A 25699-nucleotide genomic window follows, 5' to 3' on the forward strand; every position below is an offset into this window, starting at 1 on the left:
CGCCTGAACTCTATGCTGTCTTCCGCTTAATACCTTGATTTCGCTGGAGAAATTTTCCTGATCGGTTCCGCGTATTCTTCCTCCTGAAACGCCATGCGGTGGCGTCAGGCCGGACAAGGCACCCAGCCTGATTCAGCTTAGTCAGTGGCTGCCGGAATGTCCGAAACCGCCAGCACCGCGCTGGGTTTCGTCGAACTCTTCGACCAGTTCGAAGTGCGCCTGCACTACGGGTACCAGCACCAACTGAGCAATGCGCTCGCCGACGGCGATGTTGAACGCGGTCTGGCCACGGTTCCAGCAGGAGACCATCAGCTCGCCTTGGTAGTCGGAGTCGATCAGGCCAACGAGGTTGCCCAGGACGATGCCGTGTTTATGACCCAGGCCGGAGCGTGGCAGGATCAGCGCGGCGAGGCCTGGATCACCGATGTAGATCGACAGGCCGGTAGGGATCAGCAAGGTCTGGCCGGGCTCCAGAACGGTGTCCTGCTTGAGCATGGCGCGCAGGTCGAGGCCGGCGGAGCCTGTCGTGGCGTAGGCCGGCAGCGGGAATTCGTTGCCGATGCGAGGGTCGAGGATCTTGGCTTGCAAAGCGTGCATGGAAATTAAACCTGGTTCAGCCGTTGGGCGATAAAAGAGATCAGTTGGCGGGCAATCTTGCCCTTGCTGGTCTGGGCGAAAAGGGTGGCGTGCAGGTCGCGGTCGATCACGCTGCAGGCGTTTTCCTCGCTGTTGAAGCCGATGCTCGGGTTGGCGACATCATTGGCAACGATCAAGTCGAGGTTTTTGTCTTTCAATTTGCGCGCGGCGTAGTCCAGCAGGTGCTCGGTTTCTGCGGCGAAGCCGACGCTGAACGGACGATCCGGTCGCGTGGCAATCGTCGCCAGAATGTCCGGGTTGCGGACCATTTGCAGGAGCAGGCCGTCGCCGCTTGTAGGGTCTTTCTTGAGCTTCTGTGGTGCAACGACTTCCGGGCGGTAGTCCGCTACCGCTGCCGAGGCGATAAACAGGTCGCAGGGAATCGCCGCTTCGCAGGCCGCGAGCATGTCGCGGGCGCTGACTACGTCGATGCGGGTGACTCGATCCGGTGTCGGCAGGTGCACCGGGCCGGTGATCAGGGTTACACGGGCGCCTGCCTCCACCGCTGCTTCGGCCAGGGCAAAGCCCATTTTTCCTGAGCTATGGTTGGTGATGTAGCGCACCGGGTCGATATTTTCCTGGGTCGGGCCGGCGGTGATCAATACGTGCTTGCCGGTCAGGGCCAGGTGCTGGAAGCACTCGGCGGCACACAGTGCGAGGTCGGTAGCTTCGAGCATGCGGCCCATGCCCACATCGCCACAGGCTTGGCTGCCGGAGGCCGGGCCGAAGACCTTGAGGCCACGGCTTTGCAGCAGTTGAGTGTTGGCTTGGGTGGCCGGATCGCGCCACATGGCCTGGTTCATGGCCGGGGCAATGGCGACGGTGGCGTCAGTGGCCAGCACGAGGGTGGTCAGCAGGTCGTCGGCAATGCCCTGTGCCAGGCGGGCGATCAGGTCGGCGGTGGCCGGGGCGATGAGGACGAGGTCGGCCCATTTGGCCAGTTCGATATGGCCCATGGCAGCTTCGGCCGCCGGGTCCAGCAGGTCCAGGTGAACCGGGTGGCCGGACAGCGCTTGCATGGTCAGCGGGGTAATGAACTCGCTGCCGCCACGGGTCATGACCACGCGCACTTCCGCGCCTTGGTCCAGGAGCCGGCGAACCAGCTCTGCGCTCTTGTAGGCGGCAATACCGCCGCCGACGCCGAGAACGATGCGTTTCCGATACAGACGCTGCATTGGCTTGCCTTTCCAGTTCAGTGATGGCGTTGCGATGCCCCCTCCCCAGGTGAAATCGCACGCAAAAAGATGGCCTAAGATAACACAGCGTCCGCGCCGCAACAGCGGTGCGCGTGCACACGGAGGTGCTATGAGTATTCGTGATTGGCCTGTGGCGGAGCGTCCACGGGAGAAGCTTTTGGAGCTGGGTGCGGCAAGTCTTTCCGATGCCGAACTGTTGGCGATTTTCTTGCGGACCGGGGTGTCCGGGAAAAGTGCGGTGGACCTGGCGCGGCACCTGCTGGCGCAATTTGGCAGCTTGCGCTCGCTGCTGGAGGCCAAGCAGGTGGTTTTCAGTCAGCATCTGGGTTTAGGCCCGGCAAAATTCGCCCAGCTCCAGGCGGTACTGGAAATGGGCCGGCGCCATTTGGCCGAGCGCCTGCGCAGTGACTCGGTACTGGAGAACCCGGTCGCCGTGCGTGATTACCTCAAGGCGCTATTACGCCATGAGCCCCACGAGATCTTCGGCTGCCTGTTCCTCGACTCAAGGCATCGGGTGCTGGGTTTCGAGGCGTTGTTTCAAGGGACTATCGACAACGCCACGGTCTACCCCAGGCAAGTGGTCAAGCGTGCACTGGCCTACAACGCCGCCGCGCTGATTCTGTGCCACAACCATCCCTCCGGCAGCGCCGAGCCGAGCATGGCTGATCGAAAATTGACCAAGCTGCTGCAAAAAGCCCTGGAAGTGGTGGATGTGCGGGTGTTGGATCACATTATCGTGGGGGACGGTGATCCGTTATCGATGGCAGAGTACGGATGGATATAGGGGCCGGCGGACCGGCCCCAAAGGGGTGTCACGGCTTGACACTGACCTTCGCGTAATCCTGGCGTCCAAACGGGCTGACCTGATACCCCTCGACATTCTTGCGCGTCAGGGCAAAGGCCGTCGGGTGTGCCAGTGGCAGCCACAGCGCCTGTTGCTGGATTTGCGTCTGGGCCTGCTGGTAGAGCTTGCTGCGCACACCCTGTTCGCTGGTGGTCTTGCCGGCACTGATCAACTTGTCCAGGCCCGGGTCGCAATAGCGGGCGAAGTTGGTGCCCGATTTCACTGCTGCACAGGAGAACTGCGGGGTCAGGAAGTTATCCGGGTCGCCGTTGTCGCCGGCCCAGCCCATGAACAACAAGTCGTGCTCGCCCGCCTTGGCGCGACGGATCAGTTCGCCCCATTCGATCACGCGAATTTCCGCCTGGATGCCGACTTGCGCGAGGTCTGCCTGCAACAACTGCGCACCCAGGCTGGGGTTGGGGTTCAGCAGGCTGCCCGACGGGCGAGTCCAGATAGTGGTCTTGAAACCGTCCTTGAGCCCGGCCTGCGCCAGTAATGCCTTGGCCTTGGCGACGTCGTGGGGGTAACCCGGCAAGTCCTTGGCGTAACTCCACGTGTTAGGCGGGTAAGGGCCATTGGCGGGTTCGGCGGTGTCTTCAAATACGGCTTTGACATAGCTGGCCTTGTCGAAGACCAGGTTGATCGCCTGGCGCACCTGTGGCTTGTCCAGCGGCGGATGCTGGCTGTTGATGGCGACAAATGCAGTCATGAAGGCGGGCGTTTTTTCCACTTTGAGCGTGGAGTCCTGCTGGGCCGCCCTGATGTCCAGCGGCTTGGGTGACAGGGCGATCTGGCATTCGTCACGGCGCAACTTCTGCAGTCGCACGTTGGCGTCCGGGGTAATCGCAAAGATCAAGTTATCCACAGCAGGTTTGCCGGCGAAATAGTCCGGGTTGGCCTTGTAGCGAATGGATGCGTCTTTCTGGAAGCGCCCGAAGATGAACGGCCCGGTGCCGATGGGTTGGCTGTTGAGTTTTTCCGGGGTGCCGGCCTTGAGCAGTTTATCGGCGTATTCCGCCGGATAGATCGAGGCAAAACCCATGCTCAGCGTGGCCAGGAAGGTGGAGTCGGCATGATCCAGGGTGAAGCGCACGGTCAGTGGGTCCAGCGCGTCGATCTTCTTGATCAGAGCAGGCAATTGCAGGGATTGTGCGTGGGGGAAGCCGCTCTGGGCGACCTGGTGCCATGGGTTGGCCGGGTCCAGCATGCGCTCGAAGCTGAAACGCACGTCTTCGGCGGTCAGCGAGCGGCTTGGGCTGAAATACTCGGTGCGATGGAATTTCACGTCCGGGTGCAGCTTGAAGGTGTACGCCAGGCCGTCGGGCGATACTTCCCAACTGTCCGCCAGGCTCGGGACCACTTTGCCGCTGGCGGCATCAAAGTCCACCAGGCGGTTCATCAGCACGTCCGCTGAGGCGTTGGTGGTGGTCAGCGAGTTGTATTGCACCACATCGAACCCTTCGGGGCTGGCCTCGGTGCAGACACTCAGAGTGGTGGCCGCCAGGGCCTGGGAGGCAATAAAAAGAGGGGCTAGCAATAGCGGTAGGGCAGCGAGGCGCATATTCGGTTTCCTTTGCAGATCGAAGGCCCATCTGCGAGTGCAGTCTGGAAAACGCCTACCGTAGTAGGCTGATTGATAAATGACTACCCCATTTTTGCCTGTGCTTTTGGCTCAAATGCTGTTTTGATGGCGCTTCAGGTCGTTTTGCCCGACGCCTTGCGGTACGCGCAGGCGCTGTAAATCATTCTGTGCGACGAGCGGTCAGCTTCTACAGCAGCCCATCCTGGCAACGGCTCAGGCGTTCATGGGTAAGATTTAGGTGGGTAAAAACACACGGCCTGTTGTTGCAGTGGGGTCTTTCTGGTATAAAGCAGCGCTCTTTTCTAGGGGCCCGGTTCCTTCGCTTGTAGGTGTAGCCGGTAAGACCCTAAAGAAACGCGGCGCCTGGCGCCAAATGACTGAGAGATTAAGCGGCCAACCCATGCCGGGTTGGGCATGTGGTTTTAGAGGGCTGAGGCATGTCGAGAGTCTGTCAAGTTACCGGTAAGGGTCCGGTGACTGGGAATAACATTTCCCACGCAAACAACAAAACCCGTCGTCGTTTCCTGCCGAACCTGCAGCATCATCGCTTTTGGGTTGAAGAAGAGAAACGTTTTGTCCGTCTGCGCGTATCTGCCAAAGGCATGCGCATCATCGACAAGCGTGGCATCACTGTCGTGCTCGCAGAAATGCGCCGCGCCGGCACAATCTAAGGAGCTATATCATGCGTGAATTGATTCGAATGATCTCTAGCGCCGGTACTGGTCACTTCTACACTACCGACAAGAACAAGCGTACTACCCCGGACAAGCTCGAAAAGAAAATGTTCGACCCGCGCGTTCGCAAGCACGTGATCTACAAAGAAGGCAAAATCAAGTAATTGGTTTTCTTTCTTGTAAAAAAGCCCGTATCTCACGATGCGGGCTTTTTTTTGTCTGGTGTAAAGGCTGTCAGCCAAAGGTGATGCCTGTTATGGCGTCCTGATCATCCATTTCCAGGTTGATCCGCTCCGGGCAATAGTCGGTGGTGCCGTAGTGGCCAGCCCGCACTGGGCGACCACTTTCCTGCTGCACCTCGTGAAGTATGGCCTGTGAGTATGTTTGGCCGATGATGTGCTGAAAATCGTCGATTACCTGTTCATCGGTAAGCCGGGTCATGCTGCCTCCTGCTGTGTTGATCTGTTGCGCTGCCTTGGGCTCAAGGCAGCGCAACAGAGTCGCGCAGGGTCGATGGGCCGGGGAGGTAGATAAATCAGGCCTTCTCTTCAAACACTACGTAGATCTTGCGGCACGTCTCCAATACCTCCCAGGTGCCGGTAAAGCCCGCTGGAATCACGAAGCGATCACCCGCGCGCAACGTCTTGGCATTGCCGTCGGCATCGCGCAGTACCGAAACGCCCTGGACGATCTCACAGTACTCATGCTCGCTGTAGTTGACCTTCCACTGCCCGACCTCACCTTCCCAGACCCCGGCGCTCATCTGGCCACATGGACTGTTGTAGTGGTTGTAAATGGTTTGTTCGGGGTCGCCCTTGAGGATTTTTTCCGCGGCCGGACGGTAGCGATCAGGCTCGGTCTTGGCCTGGCTGAAGTCGACGATATTCTGAATGTTCATGAGCGTGTCCCGTCTGGCCTGCGGTTGGAATGGCCAAAGTCTATGTTTATTAAAATGAACATCGCAAGGGTGTTTACGACAGTTATGTCAAATATATTGAAACATCCCCGGCCGCTGGTTTAGGGTGGCGGGTGCCTTGAGCCGAACAGATGGCTGGCCGGGCAAGCATTCTGTGAAGGTACCTGATACTCACCAGGCCCTTTGTATTCAATAAGAGGAGGACACTCGCATGACCACCCTGACCCGTGCCGACTGGGAACAACGCGCCAAGGATCTGAAGATCGAAGGTCGCGCCTACATCAATGGCGAATACACCGCTGCCGTTTCCGGCGAGACATTCGAATGTGTCAGCCCGGTCGATGGCCGGCTGCTGACCACCGTTGCCAGCTGTGACGTCGCCGACGCCCAGCGCGCCGTTGAAAATGCTCGCGCCACCTTTAATTCCGGCGTCTGGTCGCGCCTGGCGCCGAGCAAACGCAAATCCACCATGATCCGTTTCGCCGCACTGCTCAAGGCCAATGCCGAAGAGCTGGCGTTGCTGGAAACCCTGGACATGGGCAAGCCCATCAGTGACTCCCTGAACATCGACATCCCCGGCGCGGCGCAAGCCCTGAGCTGGAGCGGCGAGGCCATCGACAAGATCTACGACGAAGTCGCCGCCACCCCCCATGACCAATTGGGTCTGGTGACCCGTGAGCCGGTTGGCGTGGTCGGCGCCATCGTGCCGTGGAACTTCCCGCTGATGATGGCCTGCTGGAAACTCGGGCCGGCGCTGTCCACTGGTAACTCGGTGATCCTCAAGCCGTCTGAAAAATCGCCGCTGACCGCCATCCGTATCGCCGCCCTGGCGGTTGAAGCCGGTATTCCAAAAGGTGTACTCAACGTGCTGCCGGGCTACGGCCACACCGTGGGTAACGCCTTGGCGGTGCATATGGACGTCGATACGCTGGTGTTCACCGGCTCCACCAAGATCGCCAAGCAACTGCTGATCCGTTCCGGCGAATCGAACATGAAGCGTGTCTGGCTGGAAGCTGGCGGCAAGAGCCCGAACATCGTGTTTGCCGATGCGCCGGACCTGCAAGCGGCTGCCGAGTCCGCCGCCGGCGCCATCGCCTTCAACCAGGGCGAAGTCTGTACCGCCGGCTCGCGCCTGCTGGTGGAGCGTTCGATCAAGGACAAATTCCTGCCCCTGGTGATCGAGGCTCTCAAGGGCTGGAAGCCAGGCAACCCGCTGGACCCGGCCACTACGGTCGGCGCCTTGGTGGATACCCAGCAGATGAACACCGTGCTCTCGTACATCGAAGCCGGGCATGGCGATGGCGCCAAGCTGGTGGCCGGTGGCAAACGCATATTGCAGGAAACGGGCGGTACCTACGTCGAGCCAACGATTTTCGACGGTGTGACGAACGCCATGCGGATCGCCCAGGAAGAAATCTTCGGTCCAGTACTGTCGGTGATTGCCTTCGACAGCGTGGAAGAAGCCATCGAGATTGCCAACGACACCCAATACGGCCTTGCCGCTGCGGTGTGGACATCGAATATCTCCAAGGCTCACCTGACCGCCAAGGCGCTGCGCGCTGGTAGCGTGTGGGTCAACCAATACGATGGCGGCGACATGACCGCGCCGTTCGGCGGTTTCAAGCAGTCGGGTAACGGTCGCGACAAGTCGCTGCACGCGTTCGACAAGTACACCGAGCTGAAGGCGACCTGGATCAAGTTGTAAGTAGCACTCACGATCCCTGTGGGAGCGGGCTTGCCCGCGATAGCATCACCTTGGTGTGACTGACACACCGAGGTGCCTGCATCGCGGGCAAGCCCGGCTCCCACAGTGTTTTCTGGTGTCTACAAAATAATCCTCCACAGGAGCGTGGAAATGCGTTGGGCGACTTACTTCGCCGTCCTGGCCTCGGTACTGAGCGTCGGCCTCGCCTTGGGCGTGAGCATGCCGCTGGTGTCCCTGCGCCTGGAAAGTTGGGGCTATGGCAGCTTTGCCATTGGCGTAATGGCGGCCATGCCAGCCTTCGGCGTATTGCTGGGCGCCAAGGTCTCCAGCCGGTTGGCTTCACGCTTGGGCACGGCGAACCTGATGCGCTTGTGCCTGTGGGCCGGAGCGATCTCTATCGGTTTGCTCGCGGTACTACCTAGCTATCCGCTGTGGCTGTTGCTGCGGTTGCTGATCGGCGTGGTTCTCACCATCGTGTTTATCCTCGGTGAGAGCTGGATCAACCAGCTAGTCATCGAGCGGTGGCGCGGTCGGCTGGTGGCACTGTACGGCAGCAGTTATGCCTTGAGCCAACTGTCGGGGCCGTTGCTGTTGGGCGTCCTGGGGACTGATAACGATGCGGGCATCTGGGTCGGTGTGGGATTGTTGACCCTTTCGCCGATCTTGCTGCTGGGCCGTTCAGGGGCGCCGACCGCAGAATCCTTCAGCGTAACCTTTGGCGACTTGCTGAATTTTTGTCGAGGCTTGCCGGCGATTGCCTGGGCTGTCGCCTTGTTCGCGGCCTTCGAAGCGATGATTCTTACGCTGCTGCCGGTGTACTGCTTGCAGCAAGGCTTTACCGCCGAGATTGCCCTCGCCATGGTCAGTACCGTGGTGGTGGGTGATGCGCTGTTGCAATTGCCTATCGGTGCACTGGCGGATTACCTGCCCCGGCGCACCCTGTTTCTCGGCTGTGCGCTGCTGTTGCTGGCGTCGAGCCTGGCGATTCCGGTACTGATGGATACGCTGCTGATCTGGCCAGTGTGGGTGCTGTTCGGCGCCAGTGCCGGTGGCTTGTTCACCTTGTCGTTGATTCTGATCGGCGAGCGCTATCGTGACGATGCGCTGGTGCGCGCCAACGCCCATATTGCGCAACTGTGGGGAATTGGCTGCTTGATCGGACCACTGGCGGCCGGCGCGGGCAGCCAGTGGATCAGCGGGCATGCCTTGCCGTTATTGATGGCGGCGGGCGCGTTGGGGTTGGTGGTGCTGTTGCTGCGCCAGGGTGCATTTGGCGCAACCCAACCGGCCTAAAGCATGCGTTCCAGGCCTACGGTGGTGGCGAACCAGGCATTGAACCGGCGCCACCACGTTCCCGGTTCCCGGGTCAGGGTGTGCAACTGGCCGTTATCTTCAGTCACCCACGCCACTTGGCCATCCTGCAGTTTCGCCTGATAGCTCAACTCTGGTGCCATACCTTCCAGCGCCAGGTTGCGTACGTGCTTGGCCAGTTCCGGACTGTCCACCAGCACCCCGACCTCGGTGTTCCAGAGTACTGAGCGGGGGTCGAAGTTGAACGAGCCGATAAACGATTTTTCACGATCAAAAATCATCGCCTTGCTGTGCAGGCTGGAATCGGAGCCATGCAACAAGCCGCTGCGAAACAGATGGGGGCCACTGCCGCCGCCCTTTCCCGGTTGGCGGCGCAATTCATAAAGCTTCACCCCGTGTTCCAGCAGGGCCTTGCGATAGGGCGCGTAACCACCATGGACCGCCGGCACGTCAGTGGCTTCCAGCGAGTTGGTCAGCAGGCTCACCGACACCCCGGCGTCGGCACGACCGGTCAGGTACACCAGGCCGGGTTGCCCAGGCACAAAGTAGGCCGAAATCATCATCAGTTCATGATCGACGCCCTGCAGTTCCGGCGCCAACTGCGTGGTCAGCAGCAACTGTGGATCAGGATCGGCCTTGGCCAGGACTTTGCTCGGCGCGTCCCACAGTGCCTGGTTCCAGGCCCAGATCAACTCGCGGCGCCAGATGTCCATGCGCGGCTGGGTCTTGTAGGTCCTCAAGCGGTTGTACAGGGCATGGTTTTGCTGGCGGGACTCGGCGAGAGAGTCCGCCAGGCGCAGGCGGGCGGTGGCCAAGTCTGCTGTCGACGGTGCGTTGGAGATGAAGTCGCCAATGGGTTTGCTCAGGGCGCTGTTCCAGTACTGATCGAAGCTATGCCCCAACTGCTCGGCCACCGGACCGACGCTGAGCATGTCGATGTCGGTGAAGTTCAGGTTGGGTTCGGCATCGAAATACTCATCCCCCAGGTTACGCCCACCGACGATGGCCACGCTGTTGTCCGCCAGCCACAATTTGTTATGCATGCGCCGGTGTTGCAGCGACAGGTTGAACAGCCGACCCATGGCGCGCGTCACCCCGGTGCTGCGGCCCAGGTGCAGAGGGTTGAACAGGCGAATCTGGATCTGCGGATGGGCGGCGAGGGTGGCAATGATTTGGTCCAGGCCGTCGCTGGCCGTGTCGTCCAGCAGGATGCGCACGCGCACGCCCCGGTCGGCGGCCTTGAGCAGTTCATCCACGAGCATCCGCGTGCTGATGCCGTCATGGACGATGTAGTACTGCAAGTCGAGGCTGCTCTGGGCGTTGCGGATCAGTTCGGCGCGGGCCATGAAGGCTTCGCTGCTGTTGGGGAGCAGGCGAAAGCCGGAGCGCCCTTGATAAGGCGCGGCCTGGGCCTGAATCGAGCGGCCGAAGGCGGATTGCGTGGCGGGAATGGCATCGCTTGGGGTGCGCGGTGCATCCACGGTGGCGCAGCCGCCCAGACCCAAGACGCCCAGCAGAAAAAGCGGTAAAAGCCGTTGGGTCATCAAGGATGTCGGTTCCCAAGCTGGGCGGTTGTCGGCATATGACGGGTATTTCTTGCGTAAGGTCAGTTAAGGCCCTGTTCGGTTTCGGCCAGCAGCTTGATGGCTGCTGCGCCGACCTTGCGCACGGCCTCCTCAACCTGTGGCGTCGGCTTGGCAGCGTAGTTCATCCGCAAGCAGTTACGGTACTTGCCGGAGGCGGAGAAAATACTGCCCACGGCAATCTGTACGCCTTGGTCGATCAGTACTCGGTTGAGCTTCAGGGTGTCGAAGCTTTCCGGCAGCTCTACCCACAGCATGAAACTGCCTTGAGGGCGGCTGGCCCGGGTGCCAGCCGGGAAATAGCGGCTGACCCAGTCGAGCATCAAGTCGCGATTGCGCTGGTATTGAGTACGCATTCGCCGCAAATGGGGTTCAAAGTGCCCGCTCTTGAGAAACTCGGCAATGGCGATCTGCGGTTGGGTGGCGGTGGCGCCGGTGCTGATGTATTTCATGTGCAGCACCCGCTCTAGATAACGGCCGGGGGCCACCCAGCCGATCCGCAGGCCGGGTGCCAGGGTTTTCGAAAACGAACTGCAGAGCAGGACGCGGCCATCTTCATCGAAGGACTTGAGGGTGCGAGGTCGCGGGTAGCTGTAGGCCAGTTCGCCATACACATCGTCTTCGATGATCGCTACGTCAAAGCGCTGGGCCAGGGTCAGCAGCGCACGTTTGCGCGACTCCGGCATGATGTAGCCCAAGGGGTTGTTGCAGTTGGGGGTCAACTGGATGACCTTGATCGGCCACTGCTCCAGGGCCAGCTCAAGGGCTTCGAGGCTGATACCGGTCAACGGGTCGGTGGGGATTTCCAGGGCTTTCATGCCCAGGCCCTTGAGGGTCTGCATGGCGCCGTGAAAGCTCGGCGAGTCCACGGCGACGATGTCGCCGGGTTCGCAAATGGCGCGGATGCTGGCAGACAGCGCTTCATGGCAGCCGGTAGTGATCACCAGCTCCTGAGGGCCCAACTGGCAGCCTGAGTCCAGCATCAAGCGGGCAATCTGTTCGCGCAACTCGAGGCTGCCGAGGATGGTGTCGTAATACAGGCCCGGCATGTCCTGGCGTCGGCTGATCCGGGCCAGGCTGCGGAGCAGGGGTTTCATGGTCGGTGACAATACATCCGGCATGCCCCGGCCCAACTGTATGACGTCTTTGCGTGGCACCGCGCGGATCAGTTCCAGCACCTGGTCCCACTGGGAAATTTCCACCGGCCGCTGGGCTGGGCGGCCTACCGCAGGCAGTGCCGGCAACTCGCGGCCTACCGGCACAAAGTAGCCGGACTTGGACTTGGGCATTGCCAGGCCGTTGTCTTCCAGCAGGCGATACGCCTGTTGCACGGTGCTCAAGCTGACTCCATGTTCAACACTCAAGGCCCGCACCGAAGGCAGTCGGTCGCCGGGGCGATAGAAGCCTTGTTCGATGCGGGTGCCCAACAGTTCGGCGAGGTTTACATAAAGAGTCATGGTGGTCGCTCCCGAGGAACCAGTACAGATAGACTGAAAATACAGGATTCAGTGGCAGATAGGCAGTATCTGTATGGATTTAATACAGGACTGCTGAATCTGTCATGGTTTTTGCGACTGGCTCATCCTGTTCACTCATGGCAAAAAGCAAATGAGGGGCAGGACAATGAGCGGTTTGAGCGATGTGCGGCTGGCGTTACACAGTCAGGAACTGGAGGCAGGGCAGGAGCGGTTGATGTCGGCGCGTAATACGCCTTCCGGACTCAGCCGATGGGCCCTGTTCTGGCACCGCCGGCACACGCGCGAAGCTTTGCTGGAACTGACGCCGGAGCAGTTGCGCGATATCGGTCTGAGTGTCGAGCAGGCGCGCCAGGAAGGACTGAAACCCTTTTGGCGCGGCTGATTCAGATCAGTTCTTTCAACCGGTGCCAGAGCATCCCCAACGCCAACAGCGGCGAGCGCAAATGCTTACCGCCGGGGAAGGTGATGTGCGGCACCTTGGCAAACAGGTCGAAGCGACCGGCCTGCTGGCCGCTGATGGCTTCGGCCAGCAGCTTGCCCGCCAAGTGGGTCGCATTGAGCCCGTGCCCGGCATAGGCCTGGGCGAAATACACATTCGGTTGATCCGCCAGCCTGCCGATCTGGGGCAAGCGGTTGGCACCGATACCGATCATCCCGCCCCATTGATAGTCGATTTTCGCATCAGCCAATTGCGGGAATACCTGCAGCATCTTTGGGCGCATGTATGCGCCGATGTCCTTAGGATCCCGTCCGGAATAATGACAGGCGCCGCCGAACAGTAGGCGCCGGTCGGCTGAAAGCCGGAAGTAATCCACCGTGACCCGCTGATCACACACCGCCATGTTCTGCGGCAACAGGTCCGCGGCCTGTGCTTCGCTCAAGGGTTCGGTGGCGATGATGTAACTGCCAGCGGGCAGCACTTTGCCGCTCAGGTGCGGGTTGAGGTCGTTCAAGTACGCGTTGCAACCCAGTACCAGGGTTTTGGCGCGCACGCTGCCTTGGGCGGTGTGGACTTTGACCTCCGGCCCGTAGTCAATGCGCAGCACTTCGGAGTGCTCGAACAGCTTGACGCCCAACTGTTGGGCGGCGGCGGCTTCACCCAGGGCCAGGTTCAGCGGGTGCAGGTGCCCCGAGCCCATGTCGATCATGCCGCCCACGTACCGGTCGGAACCGATCACGCTGCGCATGTCCGAGGCTTCCAGCAGACGCAGCTCATGGCGATAGCCCAGGCTGCGCAGCTCTTCGGCGTCGGCGGTGAGGCCTTCGAGGTCACGGGGTTTGTTCGCCAGGTCGCAGTAGCCCCAAGTCAGGTCGCAGGCGATCTGCGAGCGGTCGACTCGCTGGCGCACGATCTCCACCGCTTCAAGCCCCATCAGTTTCATCTGCCGTACGCCGTCGGTGCCGATGACATTGGCAAACTGATCAAGACCATGGCCGACACCGCGAATTAACTGACCGCCGTTGCGCCCGCTGGCGCCCCAACCGATCTTGCGTGCTTCCAGCAGCACGACGCTGAAACCGCGCTCGGCCAGTTCCAGTGCAGTGTTGAGCCCGGAAAAACCGCCACCGACCACGCACACATCGGCCATCACTTCGCCTGTCAGCACCGGATAATCGGGCTGGGGCAGGCTGCTGGCAGCGTAGTAGGAGGTGGTGTGCCGGGCGCTGGCGGTCATGGAGAGCATCCGTGTTTGGAAAATTTGACGCAGGATACAGCGGTCGGGCGGAGCTGTCTCGGCGGGGGCTTTTAGGGCAGAATCCACGCCTATTCGCGGTTTGGTATATGTTTCGATGAGTTGCAACAGTCAGAAAGTCAACGCGCTGCGCCGCCAGATTCCTTCGTTTGAGTGCGTCCCCGGTTGCCATGACTGCTGTGGGCCGGTAACTACCTCAACCGAGGAGATGTCGCGTCTGCCCCGTAAGACCGCTGCCGAGCAGGAAGCGGCCATGGACGAACTCAACTGCGTACACCTGGGGCCCAACGGTTGCACTGTCTATGACGAGCGGCCGCTGATTTGCCGGCTGTTCGGTACCACTGCAACCTTGCCATGCCCCAACGGCCGCCGCCCGGTGGAGTTGATCCACCCACGGGTCGAGAAACAGATTCATGAGTACATGGCGAGCACGCGCCAAGTGCTGGTCTGAAGCTCACCCCCGCGTTGTAGCCGAGGCTGCGATGGGTTGCGAAGCGACCCTGGAGGGCGGTCCTGCGGACACGTATCGCAGCCTCGTACCTCGGCAGCGGCTTAATCCGGGATGGGCAGGTTCAAGCTCTCCTTCACCTCCTCCATCACGATATAGCTCTTGGACTCCCGCACATGGGGCAGTTTGAGCAGGATATCGCCCAGCAGTTTGCGGTATGAGGCCATCTCGGAAATCCGCGCCTTCACGAGGTAGTCGAAATCCCCCGATACCAAGTGACACTCCAGCACATGGGGCAGTTTCAGCACGGCCCGTCGGAACTCTTCAAAGGTGTCGCCGGACTTGTAATCGAGGCTGATCTCGACAAACACCAGCAGGCTGCCCTTCAAGTGCTGTGGATTGAGCCGGGCGTTGTAGCCCATGATGATCCCTTCGCGTTCCAGGCGCCGGACCCGCTCGGTGCATGGTGTGGTCGACAGCCCGACCTTTTCCCCCAGCTCGGTGAAGGAAATTCGCCCGTCTGCTTGCAGGATGCGCAGGATGTTGCGGTCGATCTTGTCCAGCTCCCGCTTGGTCTGGGTGTTGGTACGCATAGGGGATGCGCCTCCGTGAAAAGGGTTTTTGCCGAGAATTCTCGCCAAATATAGGCAGTTATATAGTGAAATGCACTGGTGATTGCTTTTTATACTGCGCGTATCTGTGTACTGAACAACAAACGTCAGCGGCCAAGCCGTGATGAGGATATAAAATGCGCGTTCTGGTCTTGGGTAGCGGTGTCATTGGCGTGGCCAGTGCCTACTATTTGGCACGAGCTGGTTTCGAGGTGGTCGTGGTCGACCGTCAGCCGGCAGCCGCCATGGAGACCAGCTTCGCCAACGCCGGGCAAATCTCGCCCGGTTACGCCTCGCCATGGGCTGCGCCGGGCGTTCCGCTCAAAGCCATCAAATGGCTGCTGCAGCGCCATGCGCCCCTGGCGATCAAGGCAACTGCCGATATCGACCAATACCTGTGGATGGCGCAGATGTTGCGTAACTGCACCGCCAACCGTTACGCGGTGAACAAGGAGCGCATGGTCCGCCTGTCCGAGTACAGCCGTGACTGCCTCGACGAATTACGCGCCGAAACCGGCATTGCCTACGAAGGCCGTAGCCTGGGGACTACTCAACTGTTTCGTACCCAGGCCCAGCTCGACGGCGCGGCCAAGGACATTGCAGTACTGAAAGAGTCCGGCGTGCCGTTCGAACTGCTGGACCGTGCCGGCATTGCCCGTGTCGAACCGGCCCTGGCCAGCGTTACCGATATCCTCGCCGGTGCTTTGCGCCTGCCGAACGACCAGACCGGCGACTGTCAGATGTTCACCACCCGTCTTGCCGAAATGTGCAGGCAACTGGGTGTTGAATTCCGCTTCGAGCAGGACATCCAGCGCCTGGACTACGTCGGTGATCGCATCAACGGCGTGTGGGTCGACGGCAAGCTGGAAACCGCCGACCGCTACGTGCTGGCACTGGGCAGTTACTCGCCGCAGTTGCTCAAGCCGCTGGGGATCAAGGCACCGGTGTACCCGCTCAAGGGTTACTCGATGACGGTGCCGATCACCAATCCGGCGATGGCCCCGACTTCGACCATTCTCGACGAAACCTACAAGGTGGCGATCACCCGTTTCGACAACCGTATTCGTGTTGGCGGCATGGCTGAAATAGCCGGTTTTGACCTGTCGCTGAACCCACGTCGGCGTGAAACCCTGGAGATGATCGTCAACGACCTTTATCCTCAGGGCGGTGACCTGAGCCAAGCCAGTTTCTGGACCGGCCTGCGTCCTACCACGCCCGATGGCACGCCGATTGTGGGTGCCACCCCGTTCAAAAACCTGTTCTTGAACACTGGCCACGGCACCCTCGGCTGGACCATGGCCTGTGGTTCTGGTCGCTTGCTGGCGGACTTGATGGCGAAAAAAACGCCGCAAATCAGTGCCGAAGGCCTCGATATTTCCCGTTATGGCAACCACCAGGAGTCTGCAAAACATGTCAATCCAGCGCCAGCTCACCAATGAGCGCATGAGCCAGATCGTTGTCCACAGCGGTACCGTGTATTTGGCAGGGCAGGTCGGCGACGACATGAGCGCCGGGATTGAACAGCAGACCCGTGAAACCCTCGGCAATATCGAGCGTTTGCTGGATCTGGCCGGTACCGACAAGAGCAAGCTGCTGTCGGTGACGATCTACCTGAAAGACATCGACGCCGATTTCGCCGGCATGAACGCGGTGTGGGACAAGTGGCTGCCGAAAGGCGTCGCCCCGGCCCGTGCCACGGTTGAAGCGAAGCTCTGCGAACCGGAAATCCTGGTTGAACTGTCAGTCGTGGCCGCTCTGCCTTAAGTCACATCCCTCTCCCGGTGCCGGCGCTGTCGGTCGGTACCGGTTTTTCTTCCTCTTGCCGCCTAGAAGCCTGCCGCCATGCGTCCTGCCCGTGCCCTGATTGACCTTCAAGCCCTGCGCCACAACTACCAACTGGCCCGTGAAATCACGGGGGCCAAGGCCCTCGCGGTGATCAAGGCTGATGCCTACGGCCATGGCGCTGTGCGTGTTGCCCAGGCGCTGGAAGCCGAGGCCAATGGGTTTGCCGTGGCCTGTATCGAGGAAGCGCTGGAGCTGCGGGCCGCCGGGATTCGTGCGCCGGTGCTGTTGCTGGAAGGTTTTTTCGAAGCCGACGAGCTGCCGCTGATCATCGAACATGACTTCTGGTGTGTGGTGCATTCGCTGTGGCAATTGGAGGCGATTGAACAGGCCCGCCTGAGCAAACCGCTGACCGTCTGGCTCAAGCTGGACTCGGGCATGCACCGGGTCGGCCTGCACCCCAAGGATTTCCAGGAGGCTTACCAGCGCCTGCTGGCCAGCGGCAAAGTGGCCAAGATTGTCTTGATGAGCCACTTCGCGCGCGCTGACGAGCTCGATTGTGTTCGCAGCAATGAACAAGTGGCGGTATTTGAAGCGGCCCGTCAGGGCCTGTCGGCCGAGGTCAGCCTGCGCAACTCGCCGTCGGTGATGGGCTGGCCGAATGTCTCCAGCGACTGGGTTCGCCCGGGCATCATGCTGTACGGCGCCACGCCTTTTGGTGAAGACCAGGCGATCGCCGCACGTTTGCAGCCGGTGATGACCCTGGAGTCGAAAGTCATCTGCGTACGCGAGCTGCCGGCGGGCGAGCCTGTGGGTTACGGCGCCAGGTTTGTCACGCCGAAACCGATGCGCATCGGGGTGGTGGCCATGGGTTACGCCGACGGCTACCCGCGCCATGCGCCGACCGGCACGCCAGTGCGGGTGGAGGGGCAGCGCAGCCAATTGCTCGGGCGCGTGTCGATGGACATGCTGTGTGTCGACCTGACGGACCTGCCTCAGGCCGGGCTTGGTTCCACCGTCGAGTTGTGGGGCAAAAACATCCTCGCCAGTGATGTTGCCACCGCTGCCGAGACCATTCCCTATCAGATTTTCTGCAACCTGCGGCGGGTGCCACGGCTCTATTCCGGCGCTTAACCGCCGGTTACGAACAGAGCAGCTCAGGATTTAGGTCCAAGTGTTGTAAATACTGAACGCTGTCGCCATGATAACGCTCAATTTCTTTACGACCTGAATCCTAGGAGGCTCCTGCATTGGACGTCGGCGAACGACTGCAATCCATCCGTAAACTGAAAGGTCTTTCCCAGCGCGAGCTTGCCAAGCGTGCGGGTGTCACCAACAGCACCATCTCGATGATCGAGAAAAACAGCGTCAGCCCCTCTATCAGCTCCTTGCGCAAGGTGCTGGGCGGCATTCCCATGTCCATGGTCGAATTCTTTTCCGAGGAGATCCTCCAGGAAAAACCGACCCAGATCGTCTATAAAGCCAATGAGCTGATCGACATCTCCGACGGCGCCGTCACCATGAAACTGGTGGGTCGGGCGCATCCGAGCCGGGCGATTGCGTTTCTCAACGAGATCTACCCACCAGGCGCCGATACCGGTGAAGAAATGCTCACCCACGAAGGTGAGGAGACCGGGATCCTGGTGGAAGGCCGACTGGAGCTGGTGGTTGGTCTTGAAATTTTTGTGCTCGAAGCTGGCGATAGCTACTACTTTGAAAGCACCAAGCCGCACCGTTTTCGCAATCCGTTCGACGTGCCGGCGCGACTAATCAGCGCAGCCACACCCGCGAACTTTTAAGAACAGAGGCGTCCTGCCTGCATGGCAGAGGTGCCCGACGCAGTACTCCGCCGCGATGAATCTCCCCTTGGACAATAGGGTTGTTTCAGCGGGGCGGGCTAACCGTTATACTTTCGCCGCCTGCGAAACCGTGGCCGCAGGCGTGAATAGCCACCATTGAGGGTGAACGCGTGAACCTAATTATGAAAATGCTGGCTGCACCAGCAACCGTACTGGCCCTATGGGCTGTCAGCGCTCAAGCTGCGACCAATGATGAAATTGCCAAGCGCCTGGAGCCTGTTGGCCAAGTCTGTGTCCAGGGCGAAGAGTGCAAGGGGATGGAAGTCGCTGTAGCCGCAGGCGGCGGTGGCGGCGCGAAAACGCCGGATGATGTGATTGCCAAACACTGCAACGCTTGCCACGGTACCGGCCTGTTGGGCGCACCGAAAATTGGTGACAGCGCCGCCTGGAAAGACCGCGCCGACCACCAGGGCGGCCTCGACGGCCTGCTGGCCAAGGCCATCACCGGCCTGAACGCCATGCCGCCAAAAGGCACCTGTGCCGATTGCTCGGATGACGAGCTCAAGGGCGCTATCGAGAAGATGTCGGGTTTGAAATAAGCCGATCTTCGCTAAAAAAGCCGCTGACCAGCGGCTTTTTTGTGCCCGCGATTTATCGCTGGAGGCTGTTCTTTGCAGCCAAGACCCGGCAAGCTCGGTCCAACCCCAATTCATGGAATGTTCGGGAGGGTCGGATGGTGCAGTTGTGTTCAATCGAGCAAGCGGTCGATGAGGTACTGGCGCGGTTGCCTGCGCATATTCACATGGGCATGCCGCTGGGCCTGGGCAAGCCCAACCTGTTCGCCAATGCGTTGTACCGGCGCATCGCCAAACTTCCGGACCGGGCGCTGACGATCTATACCGCCTTGAGCCTGGGCCGTCCGACCATGGGCGACGGTTTGCAGAAACGCTTCCTCGGCCCCTTTATCGAACGGGTTTTCGGCGACTATCCGGAGCTGGATTTTCTTGCCGACCTGCACAAGGACAGCCTGCCGGCCAACATTCGTATCGAGCAGTTTTTCATGCAGCCTGGCAGCCTGCTCAATAGCGCCCCGGCGCAGCAGGACTATGTCAGCAGCAACTACAGCCATGCGGCGCGGGATATCAACGCCGCCGGTTTGAACCTGGTGGCGCAATTGGTAGCCAGCAGCAGCGAACACCCGGACCGCCTGAGCCTGAGCTGCAACCCCGACATCACCCTCGACATGTTGCCGATGATCGCCAAGCGTCGCGAAGCCGGGGAAACCATCTTGGTGGTGGGCCAGGTCCACGGCGATTTGCCCTACATGCCCGGTGACGCCGAACTGGGGATGAATGAGTTCGACTTCCTGATTGATGAGAAAGACAACACCACGCTGTTTTCCACGCCGAACATGCCGGTGGGATGCCAGGATCACTTTATCGGCCTGCACGCCAGCACCCTGGTGCGCGATGGCGGCACCTTGCAGATCGGTATCGGCTCGATGGGCGATGCGCTGACTGCGGCATTGCTGGCGCGTCAGGCCGACAACGAGGCGTATCGCCAGTTGCTCAGCGATCTGGATGTGTACCAGTGGGCGCCGTTGATCAGCCGGGAGGGTGGGGTCGATCCTTTCGTTCGTGGTCTTTACGGCTGCAGCGAAATGTTCGTCAACGGCTTGCTGGTGCTGGCGGATGCGGGGATTGTCCGGCGCAAGGTTTATCCGGATGCCGCGACCCAGAAGCGGGCCAACGCCGGCACCCTGGATGAAGCTGCACAACCTGATGGGATCTCGATACATGGTGGCTTTTTCCTGGGGCCGCGCAGCTTTTATGAGCGGTTACGGGACTTGCCGCAGAGCAAGCTCCTTGAGTTCAACATGACCCGCATCAGCTACATCAATGAGCTGTATGGGCAAGAAGAGCTCAAGCGTCTGCAGCGCCTGGATGCACGCTTTATCAACAGTGCCTTTACCGTGACGCTGCTGGGCGCGGGCGTAGCAGACCAGTTGGAAGACGGTCGGGTGCTGAGCGGTGTAGGTGGGCAATACAATTTTGTCGCCCAGGGTCATGCCCTGGAGGGTGCACGCTCGATTCTGATCCTGCGCAGTTGGCGTGAGTCGGCCGGGGAGGTCAGCTCCAACATCGTCTGGGAGTACGGCCACTGCACCATTCCCCGGCATCTGCGAGACATTGTCATCACGGAATATGGCATTGCCGATTTGCGTGGGCAGACTGATGCCAAGGTCATCGAGGCGCTGCTGAACATCACCGACTCACGGTTCCAGGGTGATCTGATCGAGCAGGCGCAAAAAGCCGGCAAGTTGCCGAAGGATTTCCGGCTGAGTCCGCGTTTTGCCGACAATACCCCGGAGCGTTTGCAAGCGATCCAGGCGCGGCATCCACGGTTGTTCCCGGAGTATCCACTGGGCTGTGATTTCACCGATGAAGAGCGGGATTTGTTGCGGGCGTTGAACTGGCTCAAAAGCAAATTCAAGCTGACGGAGATTTTCGAGCTGGGCAAGGCGGCGCTGGATGCACCGGAGCCTGCGGCGTTTCCCGAGCATTTACAGCGGATGGGGTTGGCGAAGCCGGAGGGGTTGAAAGAGGATTTGTATCAGCGGCTGTTGCTCGCCGGCCTACAGGCCACCGCGCACTAACAAACACCGGAGATCAAATGTGGGAGCGGGCTTGCTCGCGAAAGCGGAGTACCAGCCAATATATGTGTGACTGATACACCGCTTTCGCGAGCAAGCCCGCTCCCACATTTTTAACCGTGGCCGCTCAAGATTGCTGGGGTGATCGATTACTCGATAAAGGTCACAACACCACCCGCCAACGACTTCACCCGAGCCAGGGATTCAACCCGATAACCCTGGGAATCCAACTCCGCACGCCCACCCTGGAACGACTTCTCGATCACGATCCCCAGCCCGGCCACGGTTGCACCAGCCTGCTTGATGATCGAGATCAGTGCCTGGGACGCCTTACCGTTGGCCAGGAAGTCATCGATGATCAGTACGCGGTCGCTGCTGGTCAGGTGGCGCGGGGAAATCGCCACGGTGCTTTCCGTTTGCTTGGTGAAGGAGTACACCGTCGCCGACAGCAGGTTTTCGGTCAGGGTCAGCGACTGGTGCTTGCGGGCGAAGATCACCGGCACGCCCAGGTTCAGGCCGGTCATGATCGCCGGCGCAATGCCCGAGGCTTCGATGGTGACGATCTTGGTGATGCCCGAATCCTTGAACAGCGCGGCGAATTCGTCGCCTATCAGCTTCATCAGGGCCGGGTCGATCTGGTGGTTCAGAAAGGCGTCGACCTTGAGTACGTGATCGGAAAGCACGATGCCTTCTTCGCGAATTTTCTTGTGCAGTGCTTCCACGAAAGCTTCCTCTGTTGGCGCCCCGGGCGCCGAAAGTAGATTAAAAAGTAGTCGATTCTAGCGCTTTAACATCGCGCGTATATCCGCTAAAGCGGTGTTGCCGCGAACGGCTTTGACTTCGGTCGGTGTGTCGTCGTTGCCTTCCCAGGCCAGGTCGTCCGGCGGCAGTTCATCGAGGAACCGGCTGGGCGCACAATCGATGATCTCGCCGTACTGCTTGCGCTTGGCGGCAAAGGTGAAGGCCAGGGTCTGACGTGCGCGGGTAATGCCCACGTAGGCCAGGCGCCGTTCTTCTTCGATGGTATCGGCTTCGATGCTGGAGCGGTGCGGGAGGATTTCCTCTTCCATGCCCATGATGAACACGTAGGGAAATTCCAGGCCCTTGGAGGCGTGCAAGGTCATCATCTGCACACCTTCGGCGCCGTCTTCCTCTTCCTGCTGGCGTTCGAGCATGTCCCGCAGGACCAGCTTGCCGATGGCGTCCTCGACGGTCATCTCGCCTTCTTCGTCCTTCTCCAGGGTGTTTTTCAACGCCTCGATCAGAAACCACACGTTGCCCATGCGGTAATCGGCGGCTTTATCACTGGAGCTGTTGGTGCGTAGCCAGTTCTCGTAGTCGATGTCCATGACCATGCTGCGCAGGGCGCTGATCGGGTCTTCGCCGGAACACTGTTCGCGCACCTTGTCCATGAAGCGCTTGAAGCGCGCCAGGCGATCGGTGAAGCGGGTGTCCAGGTGCTCGCCCAGGCCAATTTCATCGGTGGCGGCGTACATCGAGATTTTGCGTTCGGTGGCGTAGTTACCGAGTTTTTCCAGGGTCGTCGAGCCGATTTCACGGCGTGGGACGTTGATCACCCGCAGGAAGGCGTTGTCGTCATCGGGGTTCACGATCAGCCGGAAGTAGGCCATCAGGTCTTTCACTTCCTGGCGTCCGAAAAAGCTGTTGCCGCCCGACAGACGATAGGGAATCTGGTGGTGTTGCAGCTTCAGCTCGATCAGCTTGGCCTGATAGTTACCGCGATACAGGATCGCAAAGTCGCTGTAGGGCCGGTCGGTGCGCAGGTGCAACGTCAGCAATTCGACGGCTACACGCTCGGCTTCCGCGTCTTCGTTGCGGCAGCGGATCACGCGGATCTCGTCACCGTGGCCCATCTCGCTCCACAGTTGTTTTTCAAACTCATGGGGGTTGTTGGAGATCAGCACGTTGGCGCAACGCAGGATACGGCTGGTGGAGCGGTAGTTCTGCTCCAGCATTACCACTTTCAGGGACGGGTAATCGTCCTTGAGCAGCATCAGGTTTTCCGGGCGGGCGCCGCGCCAGGCGTAGATCGACTGGTCATCGTCGCCTACCACGGTGAACTGGTTGCGGGTGCCGATCAGCAGCTTCACCAGCAAATACTGGCTGGCGTTGGTGTCCTGGTATTCGTCCACCAGCAGGTAGCGGACTTTGTTCTGCCACTTTTCGAGGATGTCGGCGTGTTCCTGGAACAGTTTTACCGGCAGTAGGATCAGGTCGTCGAAGTCCACGGCGTTGAACGCTTTCAGCGTGCGCTGATAGTGGGTGTAGACGATGGCGGCGGTCTGTTCCTTGGGGTTGCGCGCGTTTTCCAGGGCTTCGGGCGGCAGGATCAGGTCGTTTTTCCAGGCGCCGATCATGTTCTTGATCTCATCGACGCCGTCGTCGCCCGCGTATTCCTTCTGCATGATGTCGGTCATCAAGGCCTTGACGTCGGTCTCGTCGAAGATCGAGAAGCCCGGCTTGTAGCCCAGCCGCACATGCTCCTTGCGGATGATGTTCAGGCCCAGGTTGTGGAAGGTACACACAGTGAGGCCGCGGCCTTCGCCACCCTTGAGCAGGGTGCCGACGCGCTCTTTCATTTCCCGCGCCGCCTTGTTGGTAAAGGTCATGGCGACGATGTACTGGGCGCGGATGCCGCAGCTCTGGATCAGGTGCGCGATCTTGCGGGTGATCACGCTGGTCTTGCCGGAACCAGCACCGGCGAGCACCAATAGAGGGCCGCCGACGTAGTTCACGGCTTCTTGCTGCCGGGGATTGAGTCGGGACATACGAAATTTCGGGAGTCATTGATCAAAAGGGCGGGCATTTTAACAGGCTGGAAAGATTCTGCTGCCTCTGAACGACAGTGTGACGTACCACTCGATCTAAATTTGCCGGTTTTGTTACTTTGCCGCAGGATGTGCGCAGTATTTGGGTCTATTGTTCGATCTAGAGCCGCACTGCACGTACCTGATAATCAATATCATTGGTCATTGTCAGGCCGCACGTCATAATGCCCGCCGCCAACGAAATTTTGCAGAGTCTAGGGAGCTAGCTTGTCTACGCCTGTCGAACCCTTGCGTTTGCTGCTACTGGCCGATACGCCTACGTGGGCAGCGTTATTGCGCGAGTGCCTGGTGCCGATGGGGGATGCTGCTGTCCTGATCAGTGCGCCAAACTGGGAGTCTGTGAGCAGTCTGTTCGATGACGACCACAGCGCGGTGTTGTTGACCATTCCCAGCCTTCAACCCGGCCCCGGCCGTTGCAGCCTGCCGACTGTCTTGCTGCTGGAACAGGAACCGCTGGTGTCACCGCTGGGGGTCAGCGACTGGCTGATCTTCAATGCATTGGATATCGATACATTGCGCCGCTGCTTGCGCCATGTCCGCGAGCGTGGGTTGCTGGAAAACACCTTGCAGCGCCTGGCTGAACAAGACCCGTTGACCGGGATCGCCAATCGCCAGGGTTTCCAGACCTTGCTGGCCGCGCGCCTGGCTGAAAATGAGGGCCGGGGCCTGGCTCTCGGGCATCTGGACCTGGACAATTTCCGCCATGCCAACGACGCCCTCGGTCACCAGGCCGGCGACCGGCTGATCCTGCAAGTGGTCTCGCGGCTTAAAAGCCAGCTTGAGGCAGGGGATCAACTGGCGCGCCTGGGCAGTGACGAGTTCGCCTTGTTGATCGACACCCGCCGAGCACCCCAGCGCGCCGAATGGATGGCCGAGCGCATCACCGAGGCCATGGCCGAGCCTTATTGGGTCGACGGTGAAAGCCTGCTGATCGGTTGCAGCCTCGGCGTGGCTCATGCCCGGGCCAAGGCGGGTCCCGACCCGTTGATGTGGCACGCCCATATCGCCATGCAGCAAGCCAAAAGCACCCAGGGCTGCACCTTTCACATCTTCAACGAACGCATCAACCGCAACGCCCGTAGCCTCGCCGACCTGGAAAGCGAGCTGCGCCGGGCGTTGCGCCGCGACGAGCTGGAACTGCATTACCAACCACGGCTGGACCTGGACGACGGCCATATCGTCGGCCTGGAAGCCTTGGTGCGCTGGCGTCACGGTGAGCGCGGGTTGCTGCCGCCCAGTGAGTTCGTGCCGTTGGCTGAGCAGAGTGGCTTGATCGTGCCGCTGGGCTACTGGGTGATTTCCCGGGCGCTCCGGGACATGCAAGCCTTGCGCGAACGCGGGCTTGCACCGCTGCACATGGCGGTCAACCTGTCGTTCCGCCAGTTCCAGGACAGCCAGTTGCTCACCACCCTCAGCCGGCTGATTGCCGAGCGCGGTGTGGAAGCGCAATGGCTGGAGTTTGAACTGACAGAAACCGCCGTGATGCGCCGCAGCGACTTGGTCAAGCAGACCATGGACGCTCTAGGCCGCCTCGGTGTGCGCTTCTCCCTGGATGACTTCGGCACCGGATTTTCGTCGTTCGTGCACCTCAACAGCCTGCCGATTGCCTTGCTGAAGATCGACAAGAGCTTTGTCGGTGGCATGGAAGAGCGCGAAGAGAACCGCAAGCTGGTGCACGCCATGATCAACCTGGCCCACAACCTCAACCTGGAGGTGGTGGCTGAGGGGGTGGAAACGCCTGAGCAGTTGGCGCTGCTGAGGTTGTTCGGCTGCGATCAGGCCCAGGGGTACTTGATCAGCAAGCCGTTGCCGTTGGCGGAGCTGGTGGAGTACCTGACGTTTGGCAGTAGCCAGGAAGCCTTGTTGGGTTAAATGATTTGGCCTTGTGAACCCAATCAAATGTGGGAGCTGGCTTGCCTGCGATAGCCATAGGTATCT

The 25699-nt window shown here is 60.3% G+C and carries 25 protein-coding genes; 14 read left to right on the forward strand and 11 right to left on the reverse strand.

What is annotated here, in order from left to right:
- Positions 1 to 141: 141 nt before the first annotated feature.
- Both dut and coaBC read right to left on the reverse strand, forming a co-directional pair.
- A complete protein-coding gene (dut, locus tag GNF76_RS07065; protein ID WP_155582450.1) occupies positions 142 to 597 on the reverse strand; it encodes a dUTP diphosphatase in 456 nt (151 codons plus the stop codon).
- Positions 598 to 602: 5 nt separating this feature from the next.
- Positions 603 to 1811, reverse strand: a complete 1209-nt coding sequence (coaBC, locus tag GNF76_RS07070; protein ID WP_016970585.1) for a bifunctional phosphopantothenoylcysteine decarboxylase/phosphopantothenate--cysteine ligase CoaBC — start codon at positions 1809 to 1811, stop codon at positions 603 to 605.
- A gap of 130 nt (positions 1812 to 1941) precedes the next feature.
- Between coaBC and radC the strand changes: the two genes are divergently transcribed.
- Positions 1942 to 2616, forward strand: a complete 675-nt coding sequence (radC, locus tag GNF76_RS07075) for a RadC family protein (RefSeq protein WP_155582451.1) — start codon at positions 1942 to 1944, stop codon at positions 2614 to 2616.
- A 28-nt stretch (positions 2617 to 2644) separates the two neighbouring features.
- On the opposite strand, the gene GNF76_RS07080 is transcribed toward radC, so the two are convergent.
- The gene (locus tag GNF76_RS07080; protein WP_155582452.1) at positions 2645 to 4237 is read right to left on the reverse strand and encodes an ABC transporter substrate-binding protein; all 1593 of its coding nucleotides are present in this window, start codon (positions 4235 to 4237) and stop codon (positions 2645 to 2647) included.
- A gap of 458 nt (positions 4238 to 4695) precedes the next feature.
- On the opposite strand from GNF76_RS07080, the gene rpmB reads away from it, so the two are divergent.
- Both rpmB and rpmG read left to right on the forward strand, forming a co-directional pair.
- On the forward strand, positions 4696 to 4929 hold the full coding sequence (gene rpmB, locus GNF76_RS07085; protein WP_154741347.1) for a 50S ribosomal protein L28: 234 nt from the start codon (positions 4696 to 4698) through the stop codon (positions 4927 to 4929).
- An 11-nt stretch (positions 4930 to 4940) separates the two neighbouring features.
- A complete protein-coding gene (gene rpmG, locus GNF76_RS07090) occupies positions 4941 to 5096 on the forward strand; it encodes a 50S ribosomal protein L33 (RefSeq protein WP_003176906.1) in 156 nt (51 codons plus the stop codon).
- A 70-nt stretch (positions 5097 to 5166) separates the two neighbouring features.
- Here rpmG and GNF76_RS07095 read toward each other — a convergent pair whose 3' ends face one another.
- A complete protein-coding gene (locus GNF76_RS07095) occupies positions 5167 to 5373 on the reverse strand; it encodes a hypothetical protein (protein ID WP_155582453.1) in 207 nt (68 codons plus the stop codon).
- A 94-nt stretch (positions 5374 to 5467) separates the two neighbouring features.
- On the reverse strand, positions 5468 to 5830 hold the full coding sequence (locus GNF76_RS07100; RefSeq protein ID WP_155582454.1) for a cupin domain-containing protein: 363 nt from the start codon (positions 5828 to 5830) through the stop codon (positions 5468 to 5470).
- A 229-nt stretch (positions 5831 to 6059) separates the two neighbouring features.
- Here GNF76_RS07100 and GNF76_RS07105 point away from each other — a divergent pair, with 229 nt between their 5' ends.
- Together GNF76_RS07105 and GNF76_RS07110 are read left to right on the forward strand one after the other, a co-directional pair.
- On the forward strand, positions 6060 to 7553 hold the full coding sequence (locus tag GNF76_RS07105; protein WP_155582455.1) for an aldehyde dehydrogenase: 1494 nt from the start codon (positions 6060 to 6062) through the stop codon (positions 7551 to 7553).
- Between the two features lie 150 nt (positions 7554 to 7703).
- Positions 7704 to 8846: an MFS transporter gene (locus GNF76_RS07110; RefSeq protein ID WP_155582456.1), complete on the forward strand. Its 1143-nt coding sequence runs from the start codon at positions 7704 to 7706 to the stop codon at positions 8844 to 8846.
- Here GNF76_RS07110 and GNF76_RS07115 read toward each other — a convergent pair.
- Both GNF76_RS07115 and GNF76_RS07120 read right to left on the reverse strand, forming a co-directional pair.
- Positions 8843 to 10408, reverse strand: coding sequence for a phospholipase D family protein (locus tag GNF76_RS07115; RefSeq protein ID WP_155582457.1), 1566 nt, complete (start codon positions 10406 to 10408; stop codon positions 8843 to 8845). The genes GNF76_RS07110 and GNF76_RS07115 overlap by 4 nt on opposite strands.
- A gap of 62 nt (positions 10409 to 10470) precedes the next feature.
- Complete coding sequence (locus GNF76_RS07120; protein ID WP_155582458.1) at positions 10471 to 11904, reverse strand: aminotransferase-like domain-containing protein; 1434 nt, start codon at positions 11902 to 11904, stop codon at positions 10471 to 10473.
- Positions 11905 to 12070: 166 nt separating this feature from the next.
- Here GNF76_RS07120 and GNF76_RS07125 point away from each other — a divergent pair, with 166 nt between their 5' ends.
- A complete protein-coding gene (locus tag GNF76_RS07125; RefSeq protein ID WP_155582459.1) occupies positions 12071 to 12307 on the forward strand; it encodes a DUF1127 domain-containing protein in 237 nt (78 codons plus the stop codon).
- Position 12308: 1 nt separating this feature from the next.
- On the opposite strand, the gene GNF76_RS07130 is transcribed toward GNF76_RS07125, so the two are convergent.
- Positions 12309 to 13601 carry an NAD(P)/FAD-dependent oxidoreductase gene (locus tag GNF76_RS07130; RefSeq protein ID WP_155582460.1) on the reverse strand — a complete coding sequence of 431 codons (1293 nt, stop codon included), beginning with the start codon at positions 13599 to 13601 and terminating at the stop codon, positions 12309 to 12311.
- 115 nt (positions 13602 to 13716) lie between these two features.
- Between GNF76_RS07130 and GNF76_RS07135 the strand changes: the two genes are divergently transcribed.
- Positions 13717 to 14070 carry a YkgJ family cysteine cluster protein gene (locus GNF76_RS07135; protein ID WP_155582461.1) on the forward strand — a complete coding sequence of 118 codons (354 nt, stop codon included), beginning with the start codon at positions 13717 to 13719 and terminating at the stop codon, positions 14068 to 14070.
- Between the two features lie 101 nt (positions 14071 to 14171).
- Here the strand turns inward: GNF76_RS07135 and GNF76_RS07140 are convergent, their stop codons facing one another.
- Positions 14172 to 14660, reverse strand: coding sequence for an Lrp/AsnC ligand binding domain-containing protein (locus GNF76_RS07140; RefSeq protein ID WP_003206849.1), 489 nt, complete (start codon positions 14658 to 14660; stop codon positions 14172 to 14174).
- 155 nt (positions 14661 to 14815) lie between these two features.
- Between GNF76_RS07140 and dadA the strand changes: the two genes are divergently transcribed.
- The 6 genes from dadA to GNF76_RS07170 all read left to right on the forward strand — a co-directional run bounded on the left by dadA (position 14816) and on the right by GNF76_RS07170 (position 20915).
- Positions 14816 to 16117 (forward strand): D-amino acid dehydrogenase, encoded by a 1302-nt coding sequence (dadA, locus tag GNF76_RS07145; protein WP_155582462.1) that lies wholly within the window; start codon positions 14816 to 14818, stop codon positions 16115 to 16117.
- Positions 16089 to 16442: a RidA family protein gene (locus tag GNF76_RS07150; protein WP_155582463.1), complete on the forward strand. Its 354-nt coding sequence runs from the start codon at positions 16089 to 16091 to the stop codon at positions 16440 to 16442. The genes dadA and GNF76_RS07150 overlap by 29 nt, the downstream gene beginning before the upstream one ends.
- 78 nt (positions 16443 to 16520) lie before the next feature.
- Positions 16521 to 17594: an alanine racemase gene (gene alr / locus GNF76_RS07155; protein WP_155582464.1), complete on the forward strand. Its 1074-nt coding sequence runs from the start codon at positions 16521 to 16523 to the stop codon at positions 17592 to 17594.
- A 116-nt stretch (positions 17595 to 17710) separates the two neighbouring features.
- Complete coding sequence (locus GNF76_RS07160; RefSeq protein ID WP_155582465.1) at positions 17711 to 18259, forward strand: cupin domain-containing protein; 549 nt, start codon at positions 17711 to 17713, stop codon at positions 18257 to 18259.
- A 182-nt stretch (positions 18260 to 18441) separates the two neighbouring features.
- Entirely contained in the window at positions 18442 to 18858 is a 417-nt protein-coding gene (locus GNF76_RS07165; protein ID WP_155582537.1) for a c-type cytochrome, read from the forward strand.
- A 134-nt stretch (positions 18859 to 18992) separates the two neighbouring features.
- Positions 18993 to 20915 carry an acetyl-CoA hydrolase/transferase C-terminal domain-containing protein gene (locus GNF76_RS07170; protein ID WP_155582466.1) on the forward strand — a complete coding sequence of 641 codons (1923 nt, stop codon included), beginning with the start codon at positions 18993 to 18995 and terminating at the stop codon, positions 20913 to 20915.
- A 146-nt stretch (positions 20916 to 21061) separates the two neighbouring features.
- On the opposite strand, the gene GNF76_RS07175 is transcribed toward GNF76_RS07170, so the two are convergent.
- Positions 21062 to 21634 (reverse strand): xanthine phosphoribosyltransferase, encoded by a 573-nt coding sequence (locus GNF76_RS07175; RefSeq protein ID WP_169356975.1) that lies wholly within the window; start codon positions 21632 to 21634, stop codon positions 21062 to 21064.
- A 57-nt stretch (positions 21635 to 21691) separates the two neighbouring features.
- Positions 21692 to 23701 (reverse strand): DNA helicase Rep, encoded by a 2010-nt coding sequence (gene rep, locus GNF76_RS07180; RefSeq protein WP_155582467.1) that lies wholly within the window; start codon positions 23699 to 23701, stop codon positions 21692 to 21694.
- Between the two features lie 267 nt (positions 23702 to 23968).
- Between rep and GNF76_RS07185 the strand changes: the two genes are divergently transcribed.
- Positions 23969 to 25633, forward strand: a complete 1665-nt coding sequence (locus tag GNF76_RS07185) for a putative bifunctional diguanylate cyclase/phosphodiesterase (protein ID WP_155582468.1) — start codon at positions 23969 to 23971, stop codon at positions 25631 to 25633.
- Positions 25634 to 25699: the final 66 nt, after the last annotated feature.

This window comes from Pseudomonas spelaei (genome assembly GCF_009724245.1).
In the GTDB taxonomy this organism is placed as follows: domain Bacteria; phylum Pseudomonadota; class Gammaproteobacteria; order Pseudomonadales; family Pseudomonadaceae; genus Aquipseudomonas; species Aquipseudomonas spelaei.

Excerpts from the sequence above, each read along its gene's own strand:
- radC (WP_155582451.1), top strand. The coding sequence starts at position 1,942 with ATGAGTATTCGTGATTGGCCTGTGGCGGAGCGTCCACGGGAGAAGCTT.
- GNF76_RS07140 (WP_003206849.1), bottom strand. The coding sequence starts at position 14,660 with ATGCGTACCAACACCCAGACCAAGCGGGAGCTGGACAAGATCGACCGC.
- rep (WP_155582467.1), bottom strand. The coding sequence starts at position 23,701 with ATGTCCCGACTCAATCCCCGGCAGCAAGAAGCCGTGAACTACGTCGGC.
- dadA (WP_155582462.1), top strand. The coding sequence starts at position 14,816 with ATGCGCGTTCTGGTCTTGGGTAGCGGTGTCATTGGCGTGGCCAGTGCC.
- GNF76_RS07100 (WP_155582454.1), bottom strand. The coding sequence starts at position 5,830 with ATGAACATTCAGAATATCGTCGACTTCAGCCAGGCCAAGACCGAGCCT.
- GNF76_RS07125 (WP_155582459.1), top strand. The coding sequence starts at position 12,071 with ATGAGCGGTTTGAGCGATGTGCGGCTGGCGTTACACAGTCAGGAACTG.
- rpmB (WP_154741347.1), top strand. The coding sequence starts at position 4,696 with ATGTCGAGAGTCTGTCAAGTTACCGGTAAGGGTCCGGTGACTGGGAAT.
- GNF76_RS07120 (WP_155582458.1), bottom strand. The coding sequence starts at position 11,904 with ATGACTCTTTATGTAAACCTCGCCGAACTGTTGGGCACCCGCATCGAA.
- rpmG (WP_003176906.1), top strand. The coding sequence starts at position 4,941 with ATGCGTGAATTGATTCGAATGATCTCTAGCGCCGGTACTGGTCACTTC.
- dut (WP_155582450.1), bottom strand. The coding sequence starts at position 597 with ATGCACGCTTTGCAAGCCAAGATCCTCGACCCTCGCATCGGCAACGAA.
- GNF76_RS07110 (WP_155582456.1), top strand. The coding sequence starts at position 7,704 with ATGCGTTGGGCGACTTACTTCGCCGTCCTGGCCTCGGTACTGAGCGTC.
- GNF76_RS07150 (WP_155582463.1), top strand. The coding sequence starts at position 16,089 with ATGTCAATCCAGCGCCAGCTCACCAATGAGCGCATGAGCCAGATCGTT.
- GNF76_RS07105 (WP_155582455.1), top strand. The coding sequence starts at position 6,060 with ATGACCACCCTGACCCGTGCCGACTGGGAACAACGCGCCAAGGATCTG.
- GNF76_RS07080 (WP_155582452.1), bottom strand. The coding sequence starts at position 4,237 with ATGCGCCTCGCTGCCCTACCGCTATTGCTAGCCCCTCTTTTTATTGCC.
- GNF76_RS07165 (WP_155582537.1), top strand. The coding sequence starts at position 18,442 with ATGAAAATGCTGGCTGCACCAGCAACCGTACTGGCCCTATGGGCTGTC.
- GNF76_RS07130 (WP_155582460.1), bottom strand. The coding sequence starts at position 13,601 with ATGACCGCCAGCGCCCGGCACACCACCTCCTACTACGCTGCCAGCAGC.
- GNF76_RS07095 (WP_155582453.1), bottom strand. The coding sequence starts at position 5,373 with ATGACCCGGCTTACCGATGAACAGGTAATCGACGATTTTCAGCACATC.
- GNF76_RS07170 (WP_155582466.1), top strand. The coding sequence starts at position 18,993 with ATGGTGCAGTTGTGTTCAATCGAGCAAGCGGTCGATGAGGTACTGGCG.
- GNF76_RS07115 (WP_155582457.1), bottom strand. The coding sequence starts at position 10,408 with ATGACCCAACGGCTTTTACCGCTTTTTCTGCTGGGCGTCTTGGGTCTG.
- coaBC (WP_016970585.1), bottom strand. The coding sequence starts at position 1,811 with ATGCAGCGTCTGTATCGGAAACGCATCGTTCTCGGCGTCGGCGGCGGT.
- alr (WP_155582464.1), top strand. The coding sequence starts at position 16,521 with ATGCGTCCTGCCCGTGCCCTGATTGACCTTCAAGCCCTGCGCCACAAC.
- GNF76_RS07135 (WP_155582461.1), top strand. The coding sequence starts at position 13,717 with ATGAGTTGCAACAGTCAGAAAGTCAACGCGCTGCGCCGCCAGATTCCT.